This is a genomic window from Bradyrhizobium sp. USDA 3256 (assembly GCF_054058275.1).
Genome location: NZ_JBSSAE010000002.1, coordinates 4226057 through 4246700 on the forward strand (window position 1 = coordinate 4226057; position 20644 = coordinate 4246700).

General features: G+C 64.8%; 21 protein-coding genes. 9 read left to right on the forward strand and 12 right to left on the reverse strand.

The window, feature by feature from the left end:
• Positions 1 to 59: 59 nt before the first annotated feature.
• The 4 genes from ACVWY5_RS21765 to ACVWY5_RS21780 form a co-directional block, all read right to left on the reverse strand.
• Positions 60 to 986, reverse strand: a complete 927-nt coding sequence (locus ACVWY5_RS21765; RefSeq protein WP_028336096.1) for a ketopantoate reductase family protein — start codon at positions 984 to 986, stop codon at positions 60 to 62.
• Positions 987 to 1112: 126 nt separating this feature from the next.
• A complete protein-coding gene (locus ACVWY5_RS21770) occupies positions 1113 to 2090 on the reverse strand; it encodes an NADPH:quinone oxidoreductase family protein (protein WP_028336095.1) in 978 nt (325 codons plus the stop codon).
• Complete coding sequence (locus ACVWY5_RS21775) at positions 2090 to 2701, reverse strand: 2-hydroxychromene-2-carboxylate isomerase (protein ID WP_028336094.1); 612 nt, start codon at positions 2699 to 2701, stop codon at positions 2090 to 2092. The genes ACVWY5_RS21770 and ACVWY5_RS21775 overlap by 1 nt, the downstream gene beginning before the upstream one ends.
• A gap of 99 nt (positions 2702 to 2800) precedes the next feature.
• The gene (locus tag ACVWY5_RS21780; protein ID WP_028336093.1) at positions 2801 to 3505 is read right to left on the reverse strand and encodes a glutathione binding-like protein; all 705 of its coding nucleotides are present in this window, start codon (positions 3503 to 3505) and stop codon (positions 2801 to 2803) included.
• 99 nt (positions 3506 to 3604) lie between these two features.
• Here ACVWY5_RS21780 and ACVWY5_RS21785 point away from each other — a divergent pair, with 99 nt between their 5' ends.
• Positions 3605 to 4627, forward strand: a complete 1023-nt coding sequence (locus tag ACVWY5_RS21785) for a methionine synthase (RefSeq protein ID WP_038377739.1) — start codon at positions 3605 to 3607, stop codon at positions 4625 to 4627.
• Positions 4628 to 4643: 16 nt separating this feature from the next.
• Here the strand turns inward: ACVWY5_RS21785 and ACVWY5_RS21790 are convergent, their stop codons facing one another.
• The 3 genes from ACVWY5_RS21790 to ACVWY5_RS21800 form a co-directional block, all read right to left on the reverse strand.
• Positions 4644 to 5267: a hypothetical protein gene (locus ACVWY5_RS21790; protein ID WP_028336091.1), complete on the reverse strand. Its 624-nt coding sequence runs from the start codon at positions 5265 to 5267 to the stop codon at positions 4644 to 4646.
• A 169-nt stretch (positions 5268 to 5436) separates the two neighbouring features.
• The gene (gene gpt, locus ACVWY5_RS21795; RefSeq protein ID WP_028336090.1) at positions 5437 to 5964 is read right to left on the reverse strand and encodes a xanthine phosphoribosyltransferase; all 528 of its coding nucleotides are present in this window, start codon (positions 5962 to 5964) and stop codon (positions 5437 to 5439) included.
• Between the two features lie 6 nt (positions 5965 to 5970).
• Complete coding sequence (locus tag ACVWY5_RS21800) at positions 5971 to 6723, reverse strand: competence/damage-inducible protein A (RefSeq protein WP_028336089.1); 753 nt, start codon at positions 6721 to 6723, stop codon at positions 5971 to 5973.
• A 225-nt stretch (positions 6724 to 6948) separates the two neighbouring features.
• Between ACVWY5_RS21800 and ACVWY5_RS21805 the strand changes: the two genes are divergently transcribed.
• The 4 genes from ACVWY5_RS21805 (at position 6949) to ACVWY5_RS21820 (ending at position 11131) form a co-directional block, all read left to right on the forward strand.
• Entirely contained in the window at positions 6949 to 8367 is a 1419-nt protein-coding gene (locus ACVWY5_RS21805) for a circularly permuted type 2 ATP-grasp protein (RefSeq protein WP_028336088.1), read from the forward strand.
• Positions 8368 to 8537: 170 nt separating this feature from the next.
• Positions 8538 to 9482, forward strand: a complete 945-nt coding sequence (locus ACVWY5_RS21810; protein ID WP_018272359.1) for an alpha-E domain-containing protein — start codon at positions 8538 to 8540, stop codon at positions 9480 to 9482.
• A gap of 193 nt (positions 9483 to 9675) precedes the next feature.
• Positions 9676 to 10518, forward strand: a complete 843-nt coding sequence (locus ACVWY5_RS21815) for a transglutaminase family protein (protein WP_028336087.1) — start codon at positions 9676 to 9678, stop codon at positions 10516 to 10518.
• 187 nt (positions 10519 to 10705) lie between these two features.
• On the forward strand, positions 10706 to 11131 hold the full coding sequence (locus tag ACVWY5_RS21820; RefSeq protein ID WP_028336086.1) for a carboxymuconolactone decarboxylase family protein: 426 nt from the start codon (positions 10706 to 10708) through the stop codon (positions 11129 to 11131).
• Between the two features lie 30 nt (positions 11132 to 11161).
• On the opposite strand, the gene ACVWY5_RS21825 is transcribed toward ACVWY5_RS21820, so the two are convergent.
• Genes ACVWY5_RS21825 through pdhA form a run of 3 tightly spaced genes read right to left on the reverse strand, consistent with a single transcriptional unit; the run spans position 11162 to position 14350 of the window.
• Positions 11162 to 12259, reverse strand: a complete 1098-nt coding sequence (locus ACVWY5_RS21825; protein WP_028336085.1) for a dihydrolipoamide acetyltransferase family protein — start codon at positions 12257 to 12259, stop codon at positions 11162 to 11164.
• A 20-nt stretch (positions 12260 to 12279) separates the two neighbouring features.
• Positions 12280 to 13260: an alpha-ketoacid dehydrogenase subunit beta gene (locus tag ACVWY5_RS21830; RefSeq protein ID WP_028336084.1), complete on the reverse strand. Its 981-nt coding sequence runs from the start codon at positions 13258 to 13260 to the stop codon at positions 12280 to 12282.
• Positions 13253 to 14350, reverse strand: a complete 1098-nt coding sequence (gene pdhA, locus ACVWY5_RS21835) for a pyruvate dehydrogenase (acetyl-transferring) E1 component subunit alpha (protein WP_321176994.1) — start codon at positions 14348 to 14350, stop codon at positions 13253 to 13255. The genes ACVWY5_RS21830 and pdhA overlap by 8 nt, the downstream gene beginning before the upstream one ends.
• 170 nt (positions 14351 to 14520) lie before the next feature.
• Between pdhA and ACVWY5_RS21840 the strand changes: the two genes are divergently transcribed.
• Positions 14521 to 14739: a hypothetical protein gene (locus ACVWY5_RS21840; protein WP_028336082.1), complete on the forward strand. Its 219-nt coding sequence runs from the start codon at positions 14521 to 14523 to the stop codon at positions 14737 to 14739.
• 341 nt (positions 14740 to 15080) lie between these two features.
• On the forward strand, positions 15081 to 15374 hold the full coding sequence (locus ACVWY5_RS21845) for a GYD domain-containing protein (RefSeq protein WP_028336081.1): 294 nt from the start codon (positions 15081 to 15083) through the stop codon (positions 15372 to 15374).
• Between the two features lie 187 nt (positions 15375 to 15561).
• Here the strand turns inward: ACVWY5_RS21845 and ACVWY5_RS21850 are convergent, their stop codons facing one another.
• Complete coding sequence (locus tag ACVWY5_RS21850) at positions 15562 to 17157, reverse strand: ABC transporter substrate-binding protein (protein WP_028336080.1); 1596 nt, start codon at positions 17155 to 17157, stop codon at positions 15562 to 15564.
• Positions 17158 to 17450: 293 nt separating this feature from the next.
• Here ACVWY5_RS21850 and ACVWY5_RS21855 point away from each other — a divergent pair, with 293 nt between their 5' ends.
• Together ACVWY5_RS21855 and ACVWY5_RS21860 are read left to right on the forward strand one after the other, a co-directional pair.
• Positions 17451 to 18212 (forward strand): proteasome-type protease, encoded by a 762-nt coding sequence (locus tag ACVWY5_RS21855; protein ID WP_028336079.1) that lies wholly within the window; start codon positions 17451 to 17453, stop codon positions 18210 to 18212.
• 12 nt (positions 18213 to 18224) lie between these two features.
• A complete protein-coding gene (locus ACVWY5_RS21860) occupies positions 18225 to 18986 on the forward strand; it encodes an SDR family oxidoreductase (RefSeq protein ID WP_028336078.1) in 762 nt (253 codons plus the stop codon).
• A 366-nt stretch (positions 18987 to 19352) separates the two neighbouring features.
• On the opposite strand, the gene ACVWY5_RS21865 is transcribed toward ACVWY5_RS21860, so the two are convergent.
• The gene (locus tag ACVWY5_RS21865) at positions 19353 to 20576 is read right to left on the reverse strand and encodes an MFS transporter (protein WP_028336077.1); all 1224 of its coding nucleotides are present in this window, start codon (positions 20574 to 20576) and stop codon (positions 19353 to 19355) included.
• Positions 20577 to 20644 lie beyond the last annotated feature (68 nt).

Consider the following 20644-nt stretch of genomic DNA (forward strand, 5'->3'; position numbering starts at 1 on the left):
AGGAGCAAAGCGGACATTGCGTTCGTCGCATCACGTCGCTGGGTTTATGGGTACACGGCCTAGGCGTGGGCGTTACCCATCCTGTGCAGCTTGAGCATGGCATAGACGGCATTGTTGGCTGGCGTAGGAATGCCAAGCGGGCGGGCGAACTCCACCACCTTTCCGGCGAGCCAGTCGAGTTCGAGCCGGTTGCCGCGTTCGAGATCGTGCAGCATGGAAGCCTTGAAGGTGGGCGGCGAGGCTTCCGCGAATTTCATTCTGTCCTCGGCAAAATCCTCCGGGATCGGAACGCCCTTGGCACGGCCGACCGCGACCACCTCGCTCATCAGGCTGTGAAAGAACGCTCGCGTATCAGGGTCGGCCAGGATCGGCCCCAGCGGCCGGCGAGTCGTTGCGGTGGCGCCGGATAGTCCGACGAGGAATACAAATTTCTGCCAGCGCTCCCGGTCAATCCCGTCGGACACCGAGATGTCGATCCCGGCCGCATGAGCGGCGTCGGCAAAGGCCTTGAGGCCCTCATCGGGCTTGCCGTCGGTTCTGCCGCAGACCATGCGCGCGAACTGGCTCGTGTGGGTGACGACGCCAGGCGCGGACAGCACTGTCGCAATGTAGGCACTTCCGGCGACCACATTGTCGGCGCCGAGAATCGGGGCGATCCTCTCCGCGCTATCGACCCCGTTTTGCAACGGGATCACCCGGGTGCGGGGTCCGACCAGAGGCAGAGACAACCTGGCTGCCGTCTCGCTGTCCCAAAGCTTGACCGCGAACAGCACGATATCGACCGGGCCAACCGTGGCAGGATCACCGGTCACCTTGGGCTCGGTCAAATGAAGATTGCCAAGTACACTCTCGACCTTGAGACCGTTTTTTCTGATCGCCTCGAGGTTGGAGCCGCGTGCGATGAAGAACACGTCGTGCCCTGCCGCCGCCATACGTGCTCCGAAATAACCGCCGAGAGCACCGGCCGCCATCACAGCGATACGCATGTCATCCTCCCCCTGTAGCGACGTTCAGCCGGCAGAGGATATCACGCGACGGACCCGGGTTCGATTCCCTGAACGCCGGGCCCTTGGCGTCATTTGGCTGCACCGCTGAATTTGGGCGCTGTGGTTTCACGGCCTCGTCAGCAGCGCTACGCGCCCGATCGCCTTGCGCTCGATCAACAGCCGCATCGCCTTCGCATAGTCTTCCAGCGGCAGCCGGTGCGAGATATTCGGCCGCACCCGGCCGGCCTCGGCCCATTCGCTCAGCGCCTTGAACCTGACCTCGCCGAGCGCGGGATCCTTGCGCACCGCCTCGCCGGCACGGACGCCGAGCACGCTCGCGCCCTTGATCATCAACAGATTGGTGCGGGCAAGACCGATGCCGCCGGTGAAGCCGACGACGAGAATCCGCGCGCCCCAGTTGATGCAGCGCATTGAGTTCTCGAACACCTCGCCGCCGACGGGATCGAACACCACATCGGCGCCGCGGCCGTCGGTGAGCCGCTTGACCGCATCGCGGAACGGCTCGCGCGCGTAGAGCACGAGATGATCCGCGCCGCGCGCCTTGGCGATTGCAAGCTTCTCCTCGCTCGAAGCCGCGGCGATCACGGTGGCGCCGAGCAGCTTGCCGATCTCGACCGCGGCAAGCCCGACGCCGCCGCCGGCGCCATGCACCAGCAGCACCTCGCCCGGCTTGATCTGTCCGCGATCGATCAGCGCGTGATACGCGGTGCCGTGCGCGGCCAGGAAAGTCGCGCCTTCCGCGTAGTCGAAGGTCGACGGCACCGGCACGAGCTGCGACGGCGTTGCAACCGTCTCGTCGCAATAGGCGCCGAAGCGCATCTTGACGATCACCTTGTCGCCGACGGCGACACCGGATGCTGCATTGACCTCAACGACATCGCCGGCGGCTTCCGAACCCGGCGTGAACGGCAGCGGGGGCTTGAGCTGATACTCGCCGGCGGCCATCAGGATGTCGGGGAAGTTGATCCCGGCGGCCCGGATCGCAACCCGCACCTGGCCCGGCTGCAAAGGCACCGAGGCAAAGTTCTCGAGCTGTAGGCGCTCGGGCGGGCCGAGTTCGCGGCAAACGACGGCTTTCGGCATCAGGCGGCCCGCGCCTTGAGGCGTGCCAGCGCCTCGCGGATCAACGGCAGGCGATCGTTGCCGAAATACATGTCGGTCTTGTCGAGATAGATCGTCGGCGAACCGAAGCCGCCGCGCGCCATCACCTCCTCGGTGTTGGCCTTGAGCTGATCCTTGATCGCCTGGTCGCCGATGCCGGCAAGGAATTGCGCCGGATCGATCCCGAGCTTGCTGCAGATCTCGCTCAGCACCGCATCCCGCGAGATGTCCTTGTCGTCACCCCAATAGGCCTCGAACACCGCGCGCGCGAACGGCACCATCTTCTCGTTGCCGAGAAGGATGCAGCCGCGCATCGCCTTGACGCTGTTCACCGGGAATACGGTCGGCGGCATCTTGATCGCAAGGCCTGCCGAGTGCGCCCAGTCGGCGAGGTCCTTCTTCATGTAGCGCGCCTTCAGCGGCACCGGCTTCTCGCGCTGCGCGTAGACCGACGGATTGACGGTGTTGAAGATTCCGCCGACCAGGATCGGCCGCCAGGTGATCGGCGTGTCGAACTCCTTCGCGATCGGCTGGATGTTGTGCCAGGCGAGATAGGTCCACGGGCTGGAACAGTCGAAGAAGAATTCGATCATTGGCGTTTCCTTTGTCTTTTCCACGTTCATTCTCGTCATTCCGGGATGCGCCGCAAGGCGCAGGGCTCGCGACCGTGTCGCGCCGCGGAATAACGGGCATCATTTCTTCTCGACCAGCTCCTTCGCACGCTGGCCGAACATGTTCTTGCGCGATTCCTCGTCAAACGGCTCCTTGACGAATTTTCCGATCGCAAGGCCCGCCTGCACCTGCGGCCGGGCGCGCACAGTGGCGTACCAGCGCTTGATGTTCGGAAAATCGTCGAGGGTGAAGCCCTGCGCCTTGTGGGTCATGGTCCAGGGGAAGCAGGCGATGTCGGCGATCGAATAGTCGTCGCCGGCGATATAGGCGCCGGTCCTGCCGAGCTGGCGGTCGAGCACGCCATAGAGCCGCGCGGTCTCGTCGCGGTAGCGCTCGATCGCGTAGGGAATCTTCTCGGCCGCATAGAGCGCGAAATGGCCGTGCTGGCCGAGCATCGGCCCGAGACCGCCCATCTGCCACATCACCCACTGGATGACGTTCGACCGCGCGCGCAACTCCCGCGACAGGAAACGGCCGGTCTTGTCGGCGAGATAGATCAGGATCGCGCCGGTCTCGAACACCGAGAACGGCCCGCCGCCGTCGGCCGGTTCATGATCGACGATGGCGGGGATCCGGTTGTTCGGGCTGATCGCCAGGAATTCGGGCCGAAACTGCTCGCCGGCGCGGATGTTTACCGGGATCACCCTGTAAGGCAGCCTCAGTTCCTCCAGCATGATCGAGATCTTCCAGCCGTTCGGCGTCGGCGCGTAGTGCAGATCGATCATCGGCGTTCTATTCCCCATCACAAAGACTTTTGTTGTTCTGTACCTCCACTTTAGGACATGGCACACAGGCCCTCAATCAGAACCCAACGGGAGGCACCCATGCTGTTTCCAACCACGATCGCTGGCTCCCTGCCGAAGCCGGAATGGCTGGCGGAGCCGAACATACTGTGGGCACCCTGGAAGTCGGAGGGCGCCGAGCTCGCCCGCGCCAAGCGCGATGCCACCGTGCTCGCGGTCAAGCTGCAGGAGGATGCCGGCGTCGACATCGTCACCGAGGGCGAGCAGGCGCGCCAGCATTTCGTGCACGGCTTCCTCGAGCGGATCGAGGGCATCGATTTCGCCCACAAGGTCGAGATGGGCATCCGCAAGGACCGCTATAAGGCGATGGTGCCGCAGGTGATCGCGCCGTTGCAGCTCAAGGGGCGCGTCCATGAAGGCGAAGCGCGTGCGGCGCGCGCCCACACCAAGAACAAACTGAAGTTCACCCTGCCCGGGCCGATGACCATCATCGACACCATCGCCGACAAGTATTACGGCGACCGCGTGAAGATGGCCTTCGCTTTCGCCGAGCTGTTGAACCAGGAAGCCAAGGCGCTCGAAGCCGACGGCGTCGACATGATCCAGTTCGACGAGCCCGCCTTCAACGTCTACATGGACCAGGTGCGCGACTGGGGCATCAAGGCGCTGGAGCGCGCCGCCGAAGGCCTGAGCTGCGCCACCGCCGTGCACATCTGCTACGGCTACGGCATCAAGGCCAACACCGACTGGAAGCAGACGCTTGGCGGCGAGTGGCGGCAATATGAGGAGACCTTCCCGGTCATCGACAAGAGCACGATCCAGCAGGTCGCGATCGAATGCCGCAACTCGAAGGTACCGATCGAACTGCTCGCGGCGCTCCCCGGCAAGATCGTGCAGGCCGGCGTGATCGACGTCGCCAGCGACGAGATCGAGACCGCTGAGGACGTCGTCAAGGTGATCGAGGCGGTCGCGAAGCACGTGCCGAAGGGCAACATCATCGCGACCACCAATTGCGGCATGGCGCCAATGCGGCGGGACATCGCGGAAGCCAAGCTGATCGCGCTGGGCGCCGGGGCCAAGCTGGCGCGGCAGCGGCTGGCGTAAGGACTCTGCCGGCAGATCAACCCAGAACGGCCATCGCGCTCGGATGCAACACCGGCCGGTAGCCGGCCTGGAAAGCGTGCACCGTCGATGGCGGCGTCAGCAGCATGGCCGGCTCGGGTACGTCGGCCCGGCTATAACCGGCGAACGACCAGCGCAGCGTGGCGCCGTCGGCGACGAGGTAGCTGTCCCCGCTCGCCTGCACCATCGTCCCGTCGGGCAAGTCGCGCAATCGCGTCGGCAGCGGATGCAGCCGCTTCTTGCCGTGGTCGAGCCGCTCGGCATGCAGCACCGCATCCATTGCCTTGGCGCTGAGATCGCTCACGCCGTTGCCCTGCTCCCAGCAGCCGCGAAACCGCTTGGCATCGTCGCGCCGGCAGTAGAAGCACGGCCGGTGTCCGGCCGCGAACGCGGTGGCCTCATCGAGGAAGAACAGCTCGGTCCAGCTCTGCCGGCTCATCACCTCGCGCCGCCGTCCCCTGAACTCGCAGACGCAGGTGAGCCACGCCGGGCTCGACCAGCGCTTGCTCAGAAGCCTGCGCGTCGCGGGATCGTGGATGATGCCGCGATTGCCGGTGAAGGTGCCGCGATGGTCTGAGGCGACGATGTCGCCGGTGGGCGTGACGCGGTTTTGCAGGGGCATGTTTCTTACTTCCCCCTCGCCCCGCTCTTGCGGGGAGAGGGTTGGGGTGAGGGGCTGCTCCACAAAGATAGTGAGAGACGCGCTCGCGGTGAGTCCCCCTCACCCGGATCGCATTGCGCTTCGCTCCATGCAATCCGACCTCTCCCCGCAAGCGGGGCGAGGTGACGATCTACGCCGCGCCGTCGCGGATCGGCGGCTGGAACGACAGCGCGGTGTCCCAGGGAAAGTAGATCCAGGTGTCCTGCGACACCTCGGTGATGTAGGTGTCGACCAGCGGCCGGCCCTTCGGCTTGGCGTACACGGTCGCGAAATGCGCATCGGGCAGCAATTGGCGCACCAGCCTGCCGGTCTTGCCGGTATCGACGAGGTCGTCGACGATCAACAGCCCCTTGCCGGTGCCGCCGCCGAGCTTGGCGGTCTGCTCCGAAATGCCCTTGAGCACTTTCAGATCGCCCTGCTTGTCGTGGTCGTAGCTGGCGACGCAGACGGTATCGATGATCCGCAAGCCGAGCTCGCGCGCCACGATTGCCGCCGGCACCAGCCCGCCGCGGGTGATCGCGATCACCGCATGGAACGGGCCGACCTCGTTGAGCCGCCAGGTCAGCGCCCGGCAGTCCCGGTGGAATTGATCCCACGAGACCGGGAACGGCCTGCCGGCTCGCTCCTGTGCACTCGGTTCGGAATTTCGTTCAACCATATCGTCTCAACCCGCCGGCTTCTTCTGCGCGGCCTGCACTTGCTTCAGCATCTCCTTCACCGCAGCCATCGCGGCTGCGAGCTTTTCCGGATCGCGCGAGCGGACCACGAGATTGGTGTTCGGCTTCTGGTTCTCGTCCTGGAACGGATAGCTGCCGATGATGGTGTCGGGATTGGCTTCCGCGATCGCCCGCAGCGGGCCGCCGATGTCGCCTTCCCGCGCGTCGGCGCGGACCGAGTCCGACAGCATCCGCACGCCGGATTTCAGGGTCGGCGCCACGATATCCATCATCGCCTGCATGATGGTGGGGATGCCGGCCATCACGATGACATTGCCGAGCTTGAAGCCCGGCGCCAGGATGGTCGCGCTCTGGATCAGTTCGGCGCCGTCAGGCACCCGGGCCATGCGCAGCCGCGCCTCGTTGAGGTCCTGCTCGCTCCAGCGCTCCCTGAACCGCGCCACCACCTCGGGGTGATGATGGATATCGACCCCGAACGCCTTCGCCACGCTGTCGGCGGTGATGTCGTCATGGGTCGGCCCGATACCGCCGGTGGTGAACACGTAAGTGTACCTATGCCGCAGCGCATCAAGGGCGGAGACGATGTCGGCCTCGTCATCGGCGACGACGCGGACTTCCTTCAGGTCGATGCCGATGTTGGTCAGGTATTCGGCGATGAAGCCGATGTTCTTGTCCTTGGTCCGGCCGGACAGGATCTCGTCGCCGATCACCAATATCCCCGCCGTGACGATCTCGCTCATGGTCTCATTCCCTAACTTGATCCCCTGACATTGCCGATCCAATGCCTTGATGTCACGGGGTTTTGCCGCCGAATTAAGCAGACCTCAGCCGGTTTTTCGGGCAGGCCTTCCACCTCACCCATAGCAAATGCCGCAAGCCAATGCATATCGCGCTGGCCCGCCCCTTGCTACCATCCCATCAAGTCATGCACTGTGTCACATGGCTTTGGAGGGCAGTCGGGCTATATGGCAGTCGCGTTCGATGAGATGAACGGCCTCGGCGAGGATCTCCGCCCGGCCTACCAGGAGCTCTCCCGCTGGCTCAAAGAGACGCCGCCGGATGCGCTCGAATATCGACGCCAGGAAGCGGAGCTGCTGTTCCGCCGGATCGGCATCACCTTCGCGGTCTATGGCGATGCCGAGGCGCAGGAGCGGCTGATCCCGTTCGACGTCATCCCCCGCATCATGTCGGCGACCGAGTGGACGCTGCTGGAGAAGGGCCTCAAGCAGCGCGTGCTCGCGCTCAACATGTTCTTGAAGGACATCTATCACGGCCGCGACATCCTGCGCGCCAACGTCATCCCCGAGGACCTGATCTTCCAGAACCCGGTGTTCCGGCCGGAGATGAACGGCCAGGACGTGCCGCACGACATCTACGTCCACATCGCCGGCATCGACATCATCCGCACCGATCCCGACAATTTCATCGTGCTGGAGGACAATGCGCGCACGCCATCCGGCGTGTCCTACATGCTGGAAAACCGCGAGATCATGATGCGGCTGTTTCCGGACCTGTTCGCGCGGCACCGCGTCGCGCCCGTGGAGCGTTATCCGGACGAACTGCTGTCGGCGCTGCGGTCGGTCGCGCCGCACAGCGCCTCCGCCGAGCCGACGGTCGCGCTGATGACGCCCGGCGTCTACAACTCGGCCTATTACGAGCACTCCTTCCTCGCCGACAAGCTCGGCATCGAGCTGGTCGAGGGGCGCGACCTCATCGTCAAGAACGACGAGGTGTTCATGCGCACCACCGAGGGGCTGAAGCGGGTCGACGTGATCTACCGCCGCGTCGACGACGATTTTCTCGATCCCCTCACCTTCCGGCCGGACTCCGCGCTCGGCGTCCCCGGACTGATGTCGGCCTACGCCGCCGGCAACATCACGCTCGCCAATGCGGTCGGCACCGGCATCGCCGACGACAAGGCGATCTATTCCTACATGCCTGATATCGTGAAGTTCTACCTCAGCGAGGAGCCGATCCTGAAGAACGTGCAGACCTGGCGCTGCCGCGAAGCGCAGGATCTGTCCTATGTGCTCGACAACCTCGCCGACCTCGTCGTCAAGGAGGTGCACGGCTCGGGCGGCTACGGCATGCTGATCGGCCCCGCCGCCACCAAGGCGACCATCGAGGCGTTCCGCGACAAGCTCAAGCGCGAGCCGGAAGGCTTCATCGCCCAGCCGACGCTGGCGCTGTCGACTTGCCCGACCTGCACCGACAAGGGGCTGGCGCCGCGCCATGTCGACCTGCGCCCGTTCGTGCTGACCGGCTCCAGCCACACCACCATCGTGCCCGGCGGGCTGACCCGCGTCGCGCTGAAGGAAGGCTCGCTCGTCGTCAATTCGAGCCAGGGCGGCGGCACCAAAGACACCTGGATACTGAGTGAGTGATTTGAAGCCAAACGCGCTGCGCGAGCCCTCCCTCCCCCTGCAAGGGGGAGGGTCGGGGTGGGGGTCGGCCGCATACGCCGAATGGAGAGAAGACCCCCACCCGCCGCTGCGCGTCGACCTCCCCCTTTCAGGGGGAGGTGAAACACGTTTCGTCTTGTAGGGACTATCGCATGCTGTCGCGCACCGCCGAAAACCTGTTCTGGCTGGCCCGTTATGTCGAACGCGCCGAATATCTGGCGCGCACCATCGATGCGACGTTGCGCGTCACCGCGCTGCCCGCGGCCTATGTCGGCAAGACCAATGAGTGGGATTCCGCGCTGCTCACCGCCGGCGTCGGCGCGAGCTTCTACGATCACTATGAGGAAGCCAACGAGCGGAACGTCATCGAATATCTGTCCTTCTCGTCGGAAAATCCGTCCTCGATCAAGAACTGCATCGAGGCGGCGCGGCTCAATTCACGCTCGGTGCGCACCGCGCTGACATCGGAGATGTGGGACACCATCAATTCGGCCTGGATCGAACTGCAGGCGGTCTGGAACAAGGGTCCCGCCAACCGCGAGGAGCTGGCCAAATTCCTGCGCTTCGTGCAGGAGACCTCGCTGCGTTTCGACGGCTCGGCCTACCGCACCATGCTGCGCAACGACGCCTACTGGTTCTCGCGGCTCGGGGTCCATCTCGAGCGCGCCGACAACACCGCGCGGATTCTCGACGTGAAGTATCACATGCTGTTACCCGAGGAGGAGCATGTCGGCGGCCCGCTGGATTACTATCAGTGGACCTCGATCCTGCGCTCGGTGTCGGCGACAACAGCCTATCACTGGGTCTACCGGGAAACCTTAAAACCCTGGCTGATCGCCGACCTCCTGATCCTCAACGATACGCTGCCGCGCTCGCTTGCCAGCTGCTACAGCAACCTCGTGCGCAACCTCGACCAGATCGGCGTCGCCTATGGCCGCCAGGGCGCCTCGCAACGCCATGCCCGCGGCATCAGGAACCGGCTCGAGCACAGCAACATGGACGATATCTTCCAGCACGGCGTGCACGAATTCATCCAGGAGTTCATCGCGGACAACTCACGGCTGGGTGAGATCATCACCAAGCAGTACCTGATCTGACCGGTTTTGAGGCAAAATCTCGTCATGGCAGGGCGAAAGCGCGAAGCGCGAAGCGCGTCTTTCGTAACATAGGTGACCCGGCCATCCACATCTTGCTTTCGCGGCCGATTAGGAAGAAAGACGTGGGTGCCCGGGAAGGGTCCGGGCATGACAGTCCTGTCCTGAAAAAAACCGATTGAACACCGGTTGAGCCATGCGCCTGCGGATAGCCCATACCACCACCTATCGCTACGAGCCGGCGGCCTCGGGCGTGATCCAGATTCTGCGGATGACGCCCGGCAGCCATGACGGCCAGTATGTCGCGGATTGGCAGATCGACGTCTCGACCGACTCCCGGCTCGACACCCATGAGGACGCCTTCGGCAACGTCACCCATGTGCTGACGCATGGTTCGATCAGTGACCTCACGATCCATTGCGAAGGCCTGGTCGAGACCCACGACACCGGCGGCGTACTGAAGGGCACCGACGAGCGGTTTCCGCCGAGCCTGTTCCTGCGCACCACACCGCTGACCGACCTCAACCCGGCGATGACGGCCATCGTGCGCGAGCTGCGCACCGAGGCCGGCGGCGACGTGCTCGGCTTCCTGCACGCGCTGATGGTGCAGATCTACGAGCACATGACCTTCGACGAGGACCCGACCAACAGCGCCACCTCGGCCGCCGAGGCGTTCGCGCTGAAGCGCGGCGTCTGCCAGGACTACGCGCACATCCTGATCGCCTGCGCGCGCGCCGGCGGCGTTCCGGCGCGGTTCGTCTCCGGCCACTTCTTGCGCTCCGACGGCATGGTCAACCAGCAGGCCGGCCACGCCTGGGCCGAGGCGTTCGTGCCCGATCTCGGCTGGATCGGCTTCGACGCCGCCAACGGCATCTGCATCACCGACGCCCATGCCCGCGTCGCAATCGGCCTCGACTATCTCGGCGCCGCCCCGGTCCGCGGCACCCGCTATGGCGGCGGCAACGAGACGCTGACGGTCGCGGTCAAGGTCGACCAGGCCGGCCGTCCCGGCCAGTGGCAGAGCCAGACGCAGTCGTAGAGCTGATCCCTCTCCGCGTCCGTCATTGCGAGCCAACGGGTCGCGCGAACGCGCGCCCGATGACAGGCTCCGCGAAGCAATCCATCTGACCGCTTGCGGAGGCATGGATTGCTTCGTCGCTTCGCTCCTCGCAATGACGGCAGGGGTGCTATGATCGCTGCTGCAAACCGAACCAGCGAGACAAGCCATGGCCACCGTAAAACTGCTTTCCGACGACGAACTCTCGGCGGAGGCACGCGCCGTCTTCGACGACATCCGCAAGACGCGGAACTCGGACTTCGTCAACAATTTCTGGCGCGCGCTGGCGCATGATCCGAAGACCCTGCGGCGGACCTGGGAGAGCATCAAGGAGGTGATGGCACCCGGTGCGCTCGAACCGAAGGTCAAGGAGATGCTCTACGTCGCCGTCTCGGTGGCTCACGGCTGCAGCTATTGCATTCACTCGCACACCGCGAGCGCCCGCGCCAAGGGCATGACCGACGCCGAATATCAGGAAATGCTGGCAATCGTCGGCATGGCCGCCGAAACCAACCGGCTGGTTACAGCGCTCGGCGTGCCCGTCGACGAGGCCTTCCTCGTCGATGCACCTGCGGGACGAAGCCAGGAGCCGTGACGCTCCTGCCTGTCTCGCGAATGAGTGATGTCACGAAATGCGCTCAACGTCGGATTTGAGGACAACCAGGAAACGGGCAGCTTCGCCGCCCGTCACCACCCGATGATCGAAGGTCAGCGATAGCGGCAGCGTGCGTCGGACCGCAACCTGCCCCCGAAGGGCGACCACGCGCTCCGAAATCCGCCCGGCGCCGACGATCGCCGTCTGCGGCGGCACGATGATGAGATTAGCAAACCGGCCTCCGATCATGCCGAAGTTCGACAACGTGATCGTCGCACCGCGCAGTTCCTCCGGGGGTATCGCGCGCGCGATTGCGTCGGCTCGCAGGCGGTCGAGTCCGGCCCGCAGGTCCGATACGCTCCGCTCCGCGACATTGCGCAACACGGGAACGATCAGGCCGCCGCCCGTGTCGACGGCGATGCCGAGATCGATGCGCTCGATCAGGCGCCGTTCTCCCGTACCGGAATGATACCAGGCATTGAGCGCGGGCTCTGCCTTGCAAGCAGCGGCGATCGCCCGCGCGAGGCGGATTGTCACGTCCTCGCTCTGCCGCCAATCGTCGATGTCGGCTTCATCGGTGACCGTCGCGGGGACGATTTCCGCGTGCGCTGCCGCCATGCGTTGGGCCATCGCGCGGCGCAAGCCGCGCAGCGGCTCGGCGGGTCCGCTGTGAGACATCCGCTTCGCCGCCCTCTCGACATCGGCCCGCGTGATGGTGCCGCCGGGCCCGGTCGCCTCGACGAGATCGAGCGCGACGTCAAGCTTGCGCGCAAGTGCGCGCACTGCCGGAAACACTTGGGCTCCCCGCCCGCTGGGCGGCGAAGCAGTTGCTGGCGCCGGCCGCTGCTCGCCGGTATCGAGTTCGCCCACAATCGTGCCGGTGTCCTGCCCGGCGTCCTCGGCAAACTCGACGAGCGGCGCGCCGACCTTCACGATATCGCCCTTGGCACCGAACAGGCGCGCGATGCGTCCGCTCGACGGCGCCGGTATCTCGACCACTGCCTTGTCGGTCTCGACCGAAACGAGCGGCTGATCGGTCACGACGTGATCGCCCTCGTTGACGTACCAGGTGACGATCTCGGCTTCTTCAAGACCTTCACCAAGGTCCGGCAACGTGAACTGGCGCATGGCACAAGGTCCGTTGGTGTTCAGTTGTACTGGTGCGCCTTTCGGGCTGCGATCACGATGCGTTCGACCGACGGCATGTAGCGTTGCTCAAGGCGGGCCATCGGGATGATCGTGTCGTAGCCGGTGACGCGGGTCACGGGTGCGAGCAGCGAGGATAGTCCGCGCTCGGCGATCATGGCTGCGATCTCCGCGCCAAATCCGCCGGTGTGCGCGGCCTCGTGCACGATGACGCAGCGCCCGGTCTTTGCGACCGACCTGAGCACGGTGTTTTCATCGTAGGGCTTGAGCGTGGCGAGGTCGATAACCTCGGCAGCGATGCTCTCGTCGGCGAGCGCGTCCGCTGCGGCCATCGTTTCCTTCAGCATCGCACCCCAGCTGATCAGCGTGACGTCGCGACCTTCCCTCTCGACAAAGGCGCGATCCATCGGCAAGGCTTCGCCGTTGTCCTCGACATCGCCTTTCGCGGCACGGTACAACCGCGTCGGCTCCAGGAACACCACCGGATCGGGATCGCGGATCGCGGCGAGGAGAAGTCCATAGGCGCGCTCCGGCGACGAAGGTATCACGACACGCAAGCCCGGAATGTGGGCCAGCATCGCCTCAGTGCTCTCGGAATGATGCTCGGGTGCGCGAATGCCGGCGCCATGCGGCGTGCGCAGAACCATCGGACAAGTGAGCCGTCCCTGGGTACGGTTGCGCATCCGTGATGCGTGGTTCACGAGCTGATCGAGACAGGGATAGATAAATCCCATGAACTGGATTTCGCCGACCGGCTTCAGTCCCTGCGCGGCCATGCCGACGCAAAGCCCGCTGATCAGGAGTTCGGCAAGCGGCGTATCGAGGACGCGCTCCGGACCGAAGCGCTCCTGCAAGCCGACGGTCGCGCGGAAGACGCCGCCATTGACGCCGACATCCTCGCCGAGCACGACCACATCGGGATCATCCGCCATCGCGCGGCCGAGCGCCCGATTGATGGCTTCGACCAACGTGACTTCAGGCATCGTCCTCTCCCGCGAGTTCGCGACGCTGCGCGGCGTACGCCTCGGGCAGATCGGCATAGAGGTTGTCGAACATGGTTTCTGCTCGGCGTGGCGGTGTCTTCAGATAGCGCTCCACCGCCGCCTCGATGCGCTCATGGCACTCGGCGGCAAGCCGCTCCTCGTCCGCCTTGGTCCACATCTTCTGACCCACAAGATAGGACCTGAGGCGCGCGATCGGCTCTTCCTTCCAATGCGCCTGGACTTCTTCGGCCGAACGATAGCGCAATGCATCATCTGACGTCGTGTGATCGCCGAGCCGATAGGTAACCGCTTCGATGAAGTGAGGGCCCTTGCCGTCGCGGGCAGCGGCGATGGCCTCCTCGGCCGCGGCGCGCATCGCCACCACGTCACACCCGTCCACCTGCTCGCCGCTGAACCCGGCGCCGATGGCCTTCTGCGCTAGCGTCTCGGAACCCGTCTGCAAACGCAACGGCACCGATATGGCCCATTGATTGTTGGTGGCGACGAACACGAGCGGCAATTTGTGAACGCCGGCGAAATTCATTGCCTCGTACACATCGCCTTTCGAGGTGGCGCCGTCGCCGAACATGCAGACGGCCACGCGCGGCTCCTTGCGCAACTTCAGGGCGTAGGCAACGCCGGCGGCATGCGGCGCCTGTGATCCGACGGGAACGCAGAACGGGAAATCGTGCACCGGACCGGAGAATTGATTGCCGCGTTCATCGCCGCCCCAGAACAGCAGGATCTCCTCCAGCGCGACGCCACGCCAGAGCAACGCGCCGTTGTCGCGATAGGAGGGCAACAGAACGTCATCCTCCCGCATCGCACTCGCGATGCCGACCGACACCGCCTCCTGGCCGAGCGAAATGGCGTAGGTTCCCAGCCGACCAGTGCGCTGCAATGCAACAGCCTTACGGTCGAACAGACGCAAGAGCACCATCGACCGGTAGAGTTCGACCAGCAGCTTGGCATCGGTGGCGAAGGCAGGAAGCGGCCGTTCTATCGAGCCGTCGGGCGCGAGGTAATTGCGGCGGCGCACCTCAAAGCGCGCAATGACGGGGAGCTCTTCGTTCGCTCTTTTGCTGGCCACGCGCTCACTCCAGGAGCGGTTCTGCCTCCCACGTTCAACTATTTGGTGTTCGGGCCGCGACGATGCAATACCGTGGCAGCATCGCTCTTGGCGCACGCGTCAGCGGCCGGGCCGTGAGGATCGATCGACAGTATCCGTGGAACAGCGCCGCGACTGCTGTATAAGGGAGCATGGCACATGGTCAGGTTGTCCTCGTAACAACTGCGCCGTTGGACGGCGGCCCGCCGGTTCGCTCGGTCTTCTTCGTGGCCGAAGGAGACGCGGCAAAGGCCACGGCGATCATTGCGGACATGATGGCCCCGAATGAAACGGTCGAAGCGTTGGGGCCGCTTCCCGAAGCGGCTGTCAAGGCGCTCGGGTTGAAACCCGGTGACTACACCCACACCTGACTTGCATCGGATAGCTGTCCGGCGCGCGAAGGTCCGCGGCCACATCCTTGCGCAGAGGGTGTGATCTTGACGCAGCGCCCTCGCTTACGCGGTCCCGATCACAACGCGGGGAGCCCTCTTTCTCAAGCAAGGGACATGGCGTAATCTGCAGCGAGCTGCCCTTAGACGGGACGGGCCGACGTCGCCGTTTGAAGGAACGGGCAGCGGTCAGGCCGTCGGCAGGCATCGCAGTCTGAAAGCAGCGCCTGCCTTATGTGGCGCTCCCTCAACTTCAACATGAAGCAGGTTGGCCTGCCGCACGCGCGGCAGACAAGGGCAGTGCTTAACCCTTGGAGGACGACATGGCGACATTCATAGTGAGGATCGACTGGACCGACCAGGGAATTCGAAGTGTCAAGGACGCTCCCAAGCGCAGCCGAGCGGCGAAAGAACTCGCCAAGACGCTCGGTGTCGAGATCAAGGAGGTCTATCTCACCTCCGGCGAGCATGACATCCTTCTCATCGCCGAAGCGCCTCTTGGCGACAACATCACGAAACTCGCGCTTGCCCTCAGTTCTCAGGGAAACATACGGACCTGCACATCACGGGCCTGGCCCGAGGCCGAGTGGACCAAGCTGATATCCGAGCTTCCGTAGCGGCTTCGGGACGTCCCTATGGATCTCTGCGCGGTCTGACTGACGGGCGCCGTCGATCTTGATACCCTGCGATCGGCGCCAGCGTGTGTGCGCAGGAACCGAGACTGCTCCTCGTCGTGTGAACGAGTAAAGTACGAGGCGCACGAGGGCGACGGCGGACGTCGTCGCCGGCGGGGCCGCACATGCCCTATTTATCCAGCCAGACATCCTCGAAACGCAGATTGTTATACTGGCTGTTGTCGTGCGGGTGGAAATTCTTCACGTAAGGCTGCCAGCAATTGCCGGCCGATGAGTGCAGGATGACCAGCCGCGCGGCGTCGTCGACCAGCAGGTGCTCGATGTCGAACACGATCTTGCGGCGCTTGTCCTTTTCGACCTCGCGCGACTGTGCCGCCAGCAGCTTGTCGACCTCGGCGTTGCAATACTGGGTGTAGTTGCGCTCGGAGTTGCAGGAATAGTTCTCGACCAGATTGCCGTCGGGATCGTCGACGCTGACGCCGGTGACGTTGAGGCCGATGGTGTAGTCCTTGCGCTGCAGCCGCGAGTACCAGCGCGGCGTGTCCAGGATGTCGAGCTCGGCTGTGATGTAGATCTTCTTGAGCTGGTCGGCGAGGATCACCGCCGGGTCGCGATAGGTCGGCAGATTGCGGGTCTGGATCTTGATCGACAGCGGCTTGGCGTCACTGTAGCCGAGCTTCTGCATGATCGCCTGCGCCTCGGCGAGGTTCTTCCCGGTATCGGGGCCGTAACCCATCAGCGTCGACAGGATCTCCGGCGGCATGCCCCACTCGCCTTCGGGCTTCGCCTGCATCGCGCCGCCGAGCCGCCCGCTGCCCTCGAACAGGATGCCGTTGAAGGCCTTGCGATCCAGCGCCAGCGACATCGCCTTGCGGATATCCGGATTGTCGAACGGCGGATTGACGCGGTTGACCAGGAGATTGATCTGCAGATTGGTCGAGGTCATCTCGCAGATCGCGTTCGGCGCCCGCGCCTTGACGTCCTTCATCAGGGGAATGCTGACGTCGGACGGAAAGGTGATGTCATAGTCGCCGGTCGCGAATGCCAGCATCCGCGTGGCGCGGCTGTCGATCGAGCGCACCGTGATCTCGTCGAGATACGGCCGGTCCTTCTTGAAGTAATCGGGGTTACGGACCAGACGGATCGAATCACCGCGCCTAAACTCGACGAACTTGAACGGCCCGGTGCCGACCGGCTTGGTGCGCATCACCTGCTGCGGAACGTGGCAGGGATAAACCACGGAGAAGGCGCTCGCGAGCAGCGCCAGCAGGCCGGGCTGCGGCTCGGTCAGCTCGAAGGTCGCCTCATCGTCGCCATTGATGCCGACATCCTTGAGCTTCGAGTACCAGACCTTGCGCGGGTTGCGCTTGAAGTCCTGGGTCTCGCTCTTGCCGATCAGCATCCGCCAGGTGCACTGCACGTCCTTAGCCGTGAACGGCTGCCCGTCATGCCACTTCACGCCGTGCCGCAGCTTGAAAGTGAGCTTTGTATTGGTCTGATCCCACGACCAGCTCTCGGCGAGATCGGGGATCACGGTGTCGATGCTTTCGTGCACCTTGGCCGGATCGAACACCACAAGGTTGTTGAAGACGGCCGCGAACGGCATCACCGAGGCGATGGTGGATTCCTCGAGCAGCGAGGTCGAGGGCGGGTTGTCGTTGTGATAGAGCCGCAGGGTGCCGCCCTTCTTCTGCGCCGATGCAGGGCTCGCGGCCGTCGCCGCGATACCCAATGCCACAATGCACGCGGCCAGTTTGAACGACATTCCCGCCTCCCGAAATTTCTTGTTGTCGTCGGTTGCAGGCAGTCGAGCACAACACCCCGCCCCTCGCAACGACGCGAGGCCAAGATCATTGCCGGCTGCGCGCAACGCAGAGCGAGACCGGGATGCGCCCCGCAACCTGGACGGCCGGAACAGGCGCCCGGCCATCGCTCGGTCGTCCCGCCCCTCTTTGACGGGCCACTGCATCTCCCGTCACGGGGAATTGGGGTTGGATGCATCCTCGAAATTGGCTACTAGTTTCCCGCCGAGAAACTCGGACCGTCTGAGGGCTTTAAATGACCTATTGCTGCGGAATTCTGGTGCGCGACGGGCTCGTCATGATCGCCGATACCCGCACCAATGCCGGCCTCGACAACGTCTCGACCTTTCGCAAGCTGCATATCTTCGAAAAGCCCGGCGACCGCATCATGGCGATCGCCAGCGCCGGGAATCTCGCGATCAGCCAGTCGGTGCTGTCGACCCTGACCGAGGGCATGGAAGATCCGCACAGCGGCGAGCTCGAGACGCTGATGAACGCCCCGACCATGTTCCAGGCGGCGCAGCGGATCGGCCGCGCCATCCGCTCGGTGCACGCCACCGAGGGCGAGGCGCTGCGCGCCGAGGATGTCTCCTTCGACGTCTCGTTCCTGTTCGGCGGCCAGATCAAGGGCTCGCGGATGCGCCTGTTCATGGTCTACACCGCCGGCAACTTCATCGAATGCACCATCGACACGCCGTACCTGCAGATCGGCGAGCACAAATACGGCAAGCCGGTGCTCGACCGCGCCATGCATTACGACGTCGAGCTCTACGAGGCGCTGAAGACCGGGCTGATCTCGATGGATTCGACGATGCGCTCCAACCTCGGCGTCGGCCTGCCGATCGACGTGCTGGTGGTGCGCACCGACGCCTGCGAGGCCGATCTCAACCACCGCATCGAGGCCGGCGAGCCCTATTTCCACGACCTGCGCTCGCGCTGGTCGGCGGCGCTCCGCGCGGCGCACCAGAACATTCCACGCCCCCCCTACAAGAACGAAACCGAAGCAAAAACCAAGTAAGAGGAAACTCGCATGACTGAGGCAACCAGCAAGATCGCGCTCGTGACCGGCGCCGGCACCGGTGTCGGACGCGCGGCATCGCTCGCTTTGATGGACAAGGGCTACACCGTGGTGCTCGCCGGGCGCCGCATGGAGATGCTGGAGGAAACCGCCAAACTCGGCCCCGCCGGCAAGAGCCTGTGCGTGTCGGCCGACATGGCCAACCCGGCCGCGATCGCCGCGCTGTTCGACAAGGTGAAGGCGACCTATGGCCGGCTCGACGTGCTGTTCAACAATGCCGGCATGGGTGCGCCGCCGGTGAACTTCGAGGACCTGCCGCTCGAGCAGTGGCAGGCGGTGGTCAACACCAACCTCACCGCGCCGTTCCTGTGCACCCAGCACGCCTTCCGCCTCATGAAGGACCAGACGCCGCGCGGCGGCCGCATCATCAACAACGGCTCGATCTCGGCACACGCGCCGCGGCCGTTCTCCGCCGCCTACACCTCGACCAAGCACGCCATCACCGGCCTCACCAAGTCGTCCAACCTCGACGGCCGCATGTATGACATCGCGGTCGGCCAGGTCGATATCGGCAATGCCGCGACCCCGATGACCGACCGCATGGTCAACGGCCCCGGCGTGCTGCAGCCGGACGGCACCACCAAGCACGAGCCGCGCATGGACGCCAAGGCGGTCGGCGACGCCGTGGCCTACATGGCCGGCCTGCCGCTCGACGCCAACGTGCTGTTCATGACCGTGATGGCGACCAAGATGCCGTTCGTGGGCCGCGGCTGATCCTCCCTTCTCGCCGCTTGCGACAGGGCTATCTCGACGGCATGGACGGGCTTGTCCCGGGCATGCCGTCACAGAGGCGCACCGTCAAAATATCGAAAACAACCCCATGCAAAGGAGCCGGCGGCTGCCGGCGTCCGACACGGCAACTTGACACGTCGGGCAAATCAGCGATATTTTTCCATTATTCCGAAATCATGAAAGCTTGCCCCGGGGCTGATCCTCCCCTTCTCCCCGCGCGCGGGGAGAAGGTCGGGATGAGGGAGAGTCTCCACGAGGACGGTGAGAGACAAACTCGCGGAGAGTCCCCATCACCCGCCGCTGCGCGGCGACCTCTCCCCGCAAGCGGGGCGAGGTAAGGGAAGCACCCTACTCCAGCTTCTCGACGTCCCGCAGCGTCGGGAACAGCTTCATCCAGAGCAGCGCGACCGCAACGGTGGCGACGCCGCCGAGCACGGCCGACGGCACGGTGCCGAGCAGCGCCGCGGTGACGCCGCTCTCGAACTGGCCGAGCTGGTTCGACGCGTTGATGAACAGGAAGTTCACCGCGCCGACACGGCCGCGCATCTCGTCGGGGGTGGCGAGCTGCACCAGAGAGAAGCGGATCACGACGCTGATCGTGTCCGCAGCGCCGAGCACCGCGAGCGCCAGCGCCGACAGCCACATCCAGTGCGACAGCGCGAACGCCACCGTCGCGACGCCGAACACGATCACCGCCTGGAACATGCGCATGCCGACGCGGCGGTTGATGGTATGCCGCGCCAGCACCATCGTCATCAACAGCGCACCGACCGCGGGTGCGGCGCGCAGGACGCCGAGGCTGAGCGGGCCGGCTTGCAGGATATCGCGCGCATAGATCGGCAGCAGCGCGGTGACGCCGCCGAACAGCACCGCGAACAGATCGAGCGAGATGGTGCCGAGGATCGCCGGATTGCTGCGAACGAAGGTGACGCCGGCAAACAGATCGTCCGACGACCCGCCGTTCTTCACCGGCGCCTGCTGCAGCCGGCCGATGCCGCTGGTGAGCAGCGCGCCGAACAGCCAGAACACCATCATGATGCCGTAGGGCGCGCTCGGCATCAGGGCATAGGCGAAGCCGCCGAGCGCCGGTCCGGTGATGGTCGCGACCTGCGCCGCGCCGCTCGAGATCGCGGTCGCCCGCTGCAGCGAGCCTTGCGGCGCGATCAGCGGCAACAGCGCGGCGGTCGCCGGACTCTCGAACGCGCCGGCGATCCCGAGCACGAAGGTCGCGACGAAGATCTGGATCTCCGAGGTGGTGCCGGCAAAAGTGCTTCCGGCGAGAAACAATGCGGTCAGCGCCTCCGCGATCTGGCAGGCCTGCACCACGCGCTTGCGCTCGAAGCGGTCGGCGGCGTGGCCGGCGACGAACACCAAGAGCGCCGTCGGCAGAAACTGCACCAGTCCGACCATGCCGAGGTCGAACGCGCTGCCGGTCAGATCGTAGATCTGCCAGCCGATCGCCACCGCGCCAATCTGGCTGGAGAAGCGCGACAGGCTGCGCGACGACAAGAAGAACAGGAACGGTCTGTGGCCGAGCAGATCGCGGGCGCCGGCCGGCGTGGCGGAGGACATGGATGATTGCGTGGCCGAGCGCCTGCAACTTGTCAATGGATACGAGATGAACGCGCAACAGCATTGCG

What these genes read in the sequence shown, in the direction of transcription:
- ACVWY5_RS21765 (WP_028336096.1), bottom strand. Translation starts at nt 986, where the DNA reads ATGCGTATCGCTGTGATGGCGGCCGGTGCTCTCGGCGGTTATTTCGGA.
- ACVWY5_RS21770 (WP_028336095.1), bottom strand. Translation starts at nt 2,090, where the DNA reads ATGCCGAAAGCCGTCGTTTGCCGCGAACTCGGCCCGCCCGAGCGCCTA.
- ACVWY5_RS21775 (WP_028336094.1), bottom strand. Translation starts at nt 2,701, where the DNA reads ATGATCGAATTCTTCTTCGACTGTTCCAGCCCGTGGACCTATCTCGCC.
- ACVWY5_RS21780 (WP_028336093.1), bottom strand. Translation starts at nt 3,505, where the DNA reads ATGATCGATCTGCACTACGCGCCGACGCCGAACGGCTGGAAGATCTCG.
- ACVWY5_RS21785 (WP_038377739.1), top strand. Translation starts at nt 3,605, where the DNA reads ATGCTGTTTCCAACCACGATCGCTGGCTCCCTGCCGAAGCCGGAATGG.
- ACVWY5_RS21790 (WP_028336091.1), bottom strand. Translation starts at nt 5,267, where the DNA reads ATGCCCCTGCAAAACCGCGTCACGCCCACCGGCGACATCGTCGCCTCA.
- gpt (WP_028336090.1), bottom strand. Translation starts at nt 5,964, where the DNA reads ATGGTTGAACGAAATTCCGAACCGAGTGCACAGGAGCGAGCCGGCAGG.
- ACVWY5_RS21800 (WP_028336089.1), bottom strand. Translation starts at nt 6,723, where the DNA reads ATGAGCGAGATCGTCACGGCGGGGATATTGGTGATCGGCGACGAGATC.
- ACVWY5_RS21805 (WP_028336088.1), top strand. Translation starts at nt 6,949, where the DNA reads ATGGCAGTCGCGTTCGATGAGATGAACGGCCTCGGCGAGGATCTCCGC.
- ACVWY5_RS21810 (WP_018272359.1), top strand. Translation starts at nt 8,538, where the DNA reads ATGCTGTCGCGCACCGCCGAAAACCTGTTCTGGCTGGCCCGTTATGTC.
- ACVWY5_RS21815 (WP_028336087.1), top strand. Translation starts at nt 9,676, where the DNA reads ATGCGCCTGCGGATAGCCCATACCACCACCTATCGCTACGAGCCGGCG.
- ACVWY5_RS21820 (WP_028336086.1), top strand. Translation starts at nt 10,706, where the DNA reads ATGGCCACCGTAAAACTGCTTTCCGACGACGAACTCTCGGCGGAGGCA.
- ACVWY5_RS21825 (WP_028336085.1), bottom strand. Translation starts at nt 12,259, where the DNA reads ATGCGCCAGTTCACGTTGCCGGACCTTGGTGAAGGTCTTGAAGAAGCC.
- ACVWY5_RS21830 (WP_028336084.1), bottom strand. Translation starts at nt 13,260, where the DNA reads ATGCCTGAAGTCACGTTGGTCGAAGCCATCAATCGGGCGCTCGGCCGC.
- ACVWY5_RS21840 (WP_028336082.1), top strand. Translation starts at nt 14,521, where the DNA reads ATGGCACATGGTCAGGTTGTCCTCGTAACAACTGCGCCGTTGGACGGC.
- ACVWY5_RS21845 (WP_028336081.1), top strand. Translation starts at nt 15,081, where the DNA reads ATGGCGACATTCATAGTGAGGATCGACTGGACCGACCAGGGAATTCGA.
- ACVWY5_RS21850 (WP_028336080.1), bottom strand. Translation starts at nt 17,157, where the DNA reads ATGTCGTTCAAACTGGCCGCGTGCATTGTGGCATTGGGTATCGCGGCG.
- ACVWY5_RS21855 (WP_028336079.1), top strand. Translation starts at nt 17,451, where the DNA reads ATGACCTATTGCTGCGGAATTCTGGTGCGCGACGGGCTCGTCATGATC.
- ACVWY5_RS21860 (WP_028336078.1), top strand. Translation starts at nt 18,225, where the DNA reads ATGACTGAGGCAACCAGCAAGATCGCGCTCGTGACCGGCGCCGGCACC.
- ACVWY5_RS21865 (WP_028336077.1), bottom strand. Translation starts at nt 20,576, where the DNA reads ATGTCCTCCGCCACGCCGGCCGGCGCCCGCGATCTGCTCGGCCACAGA.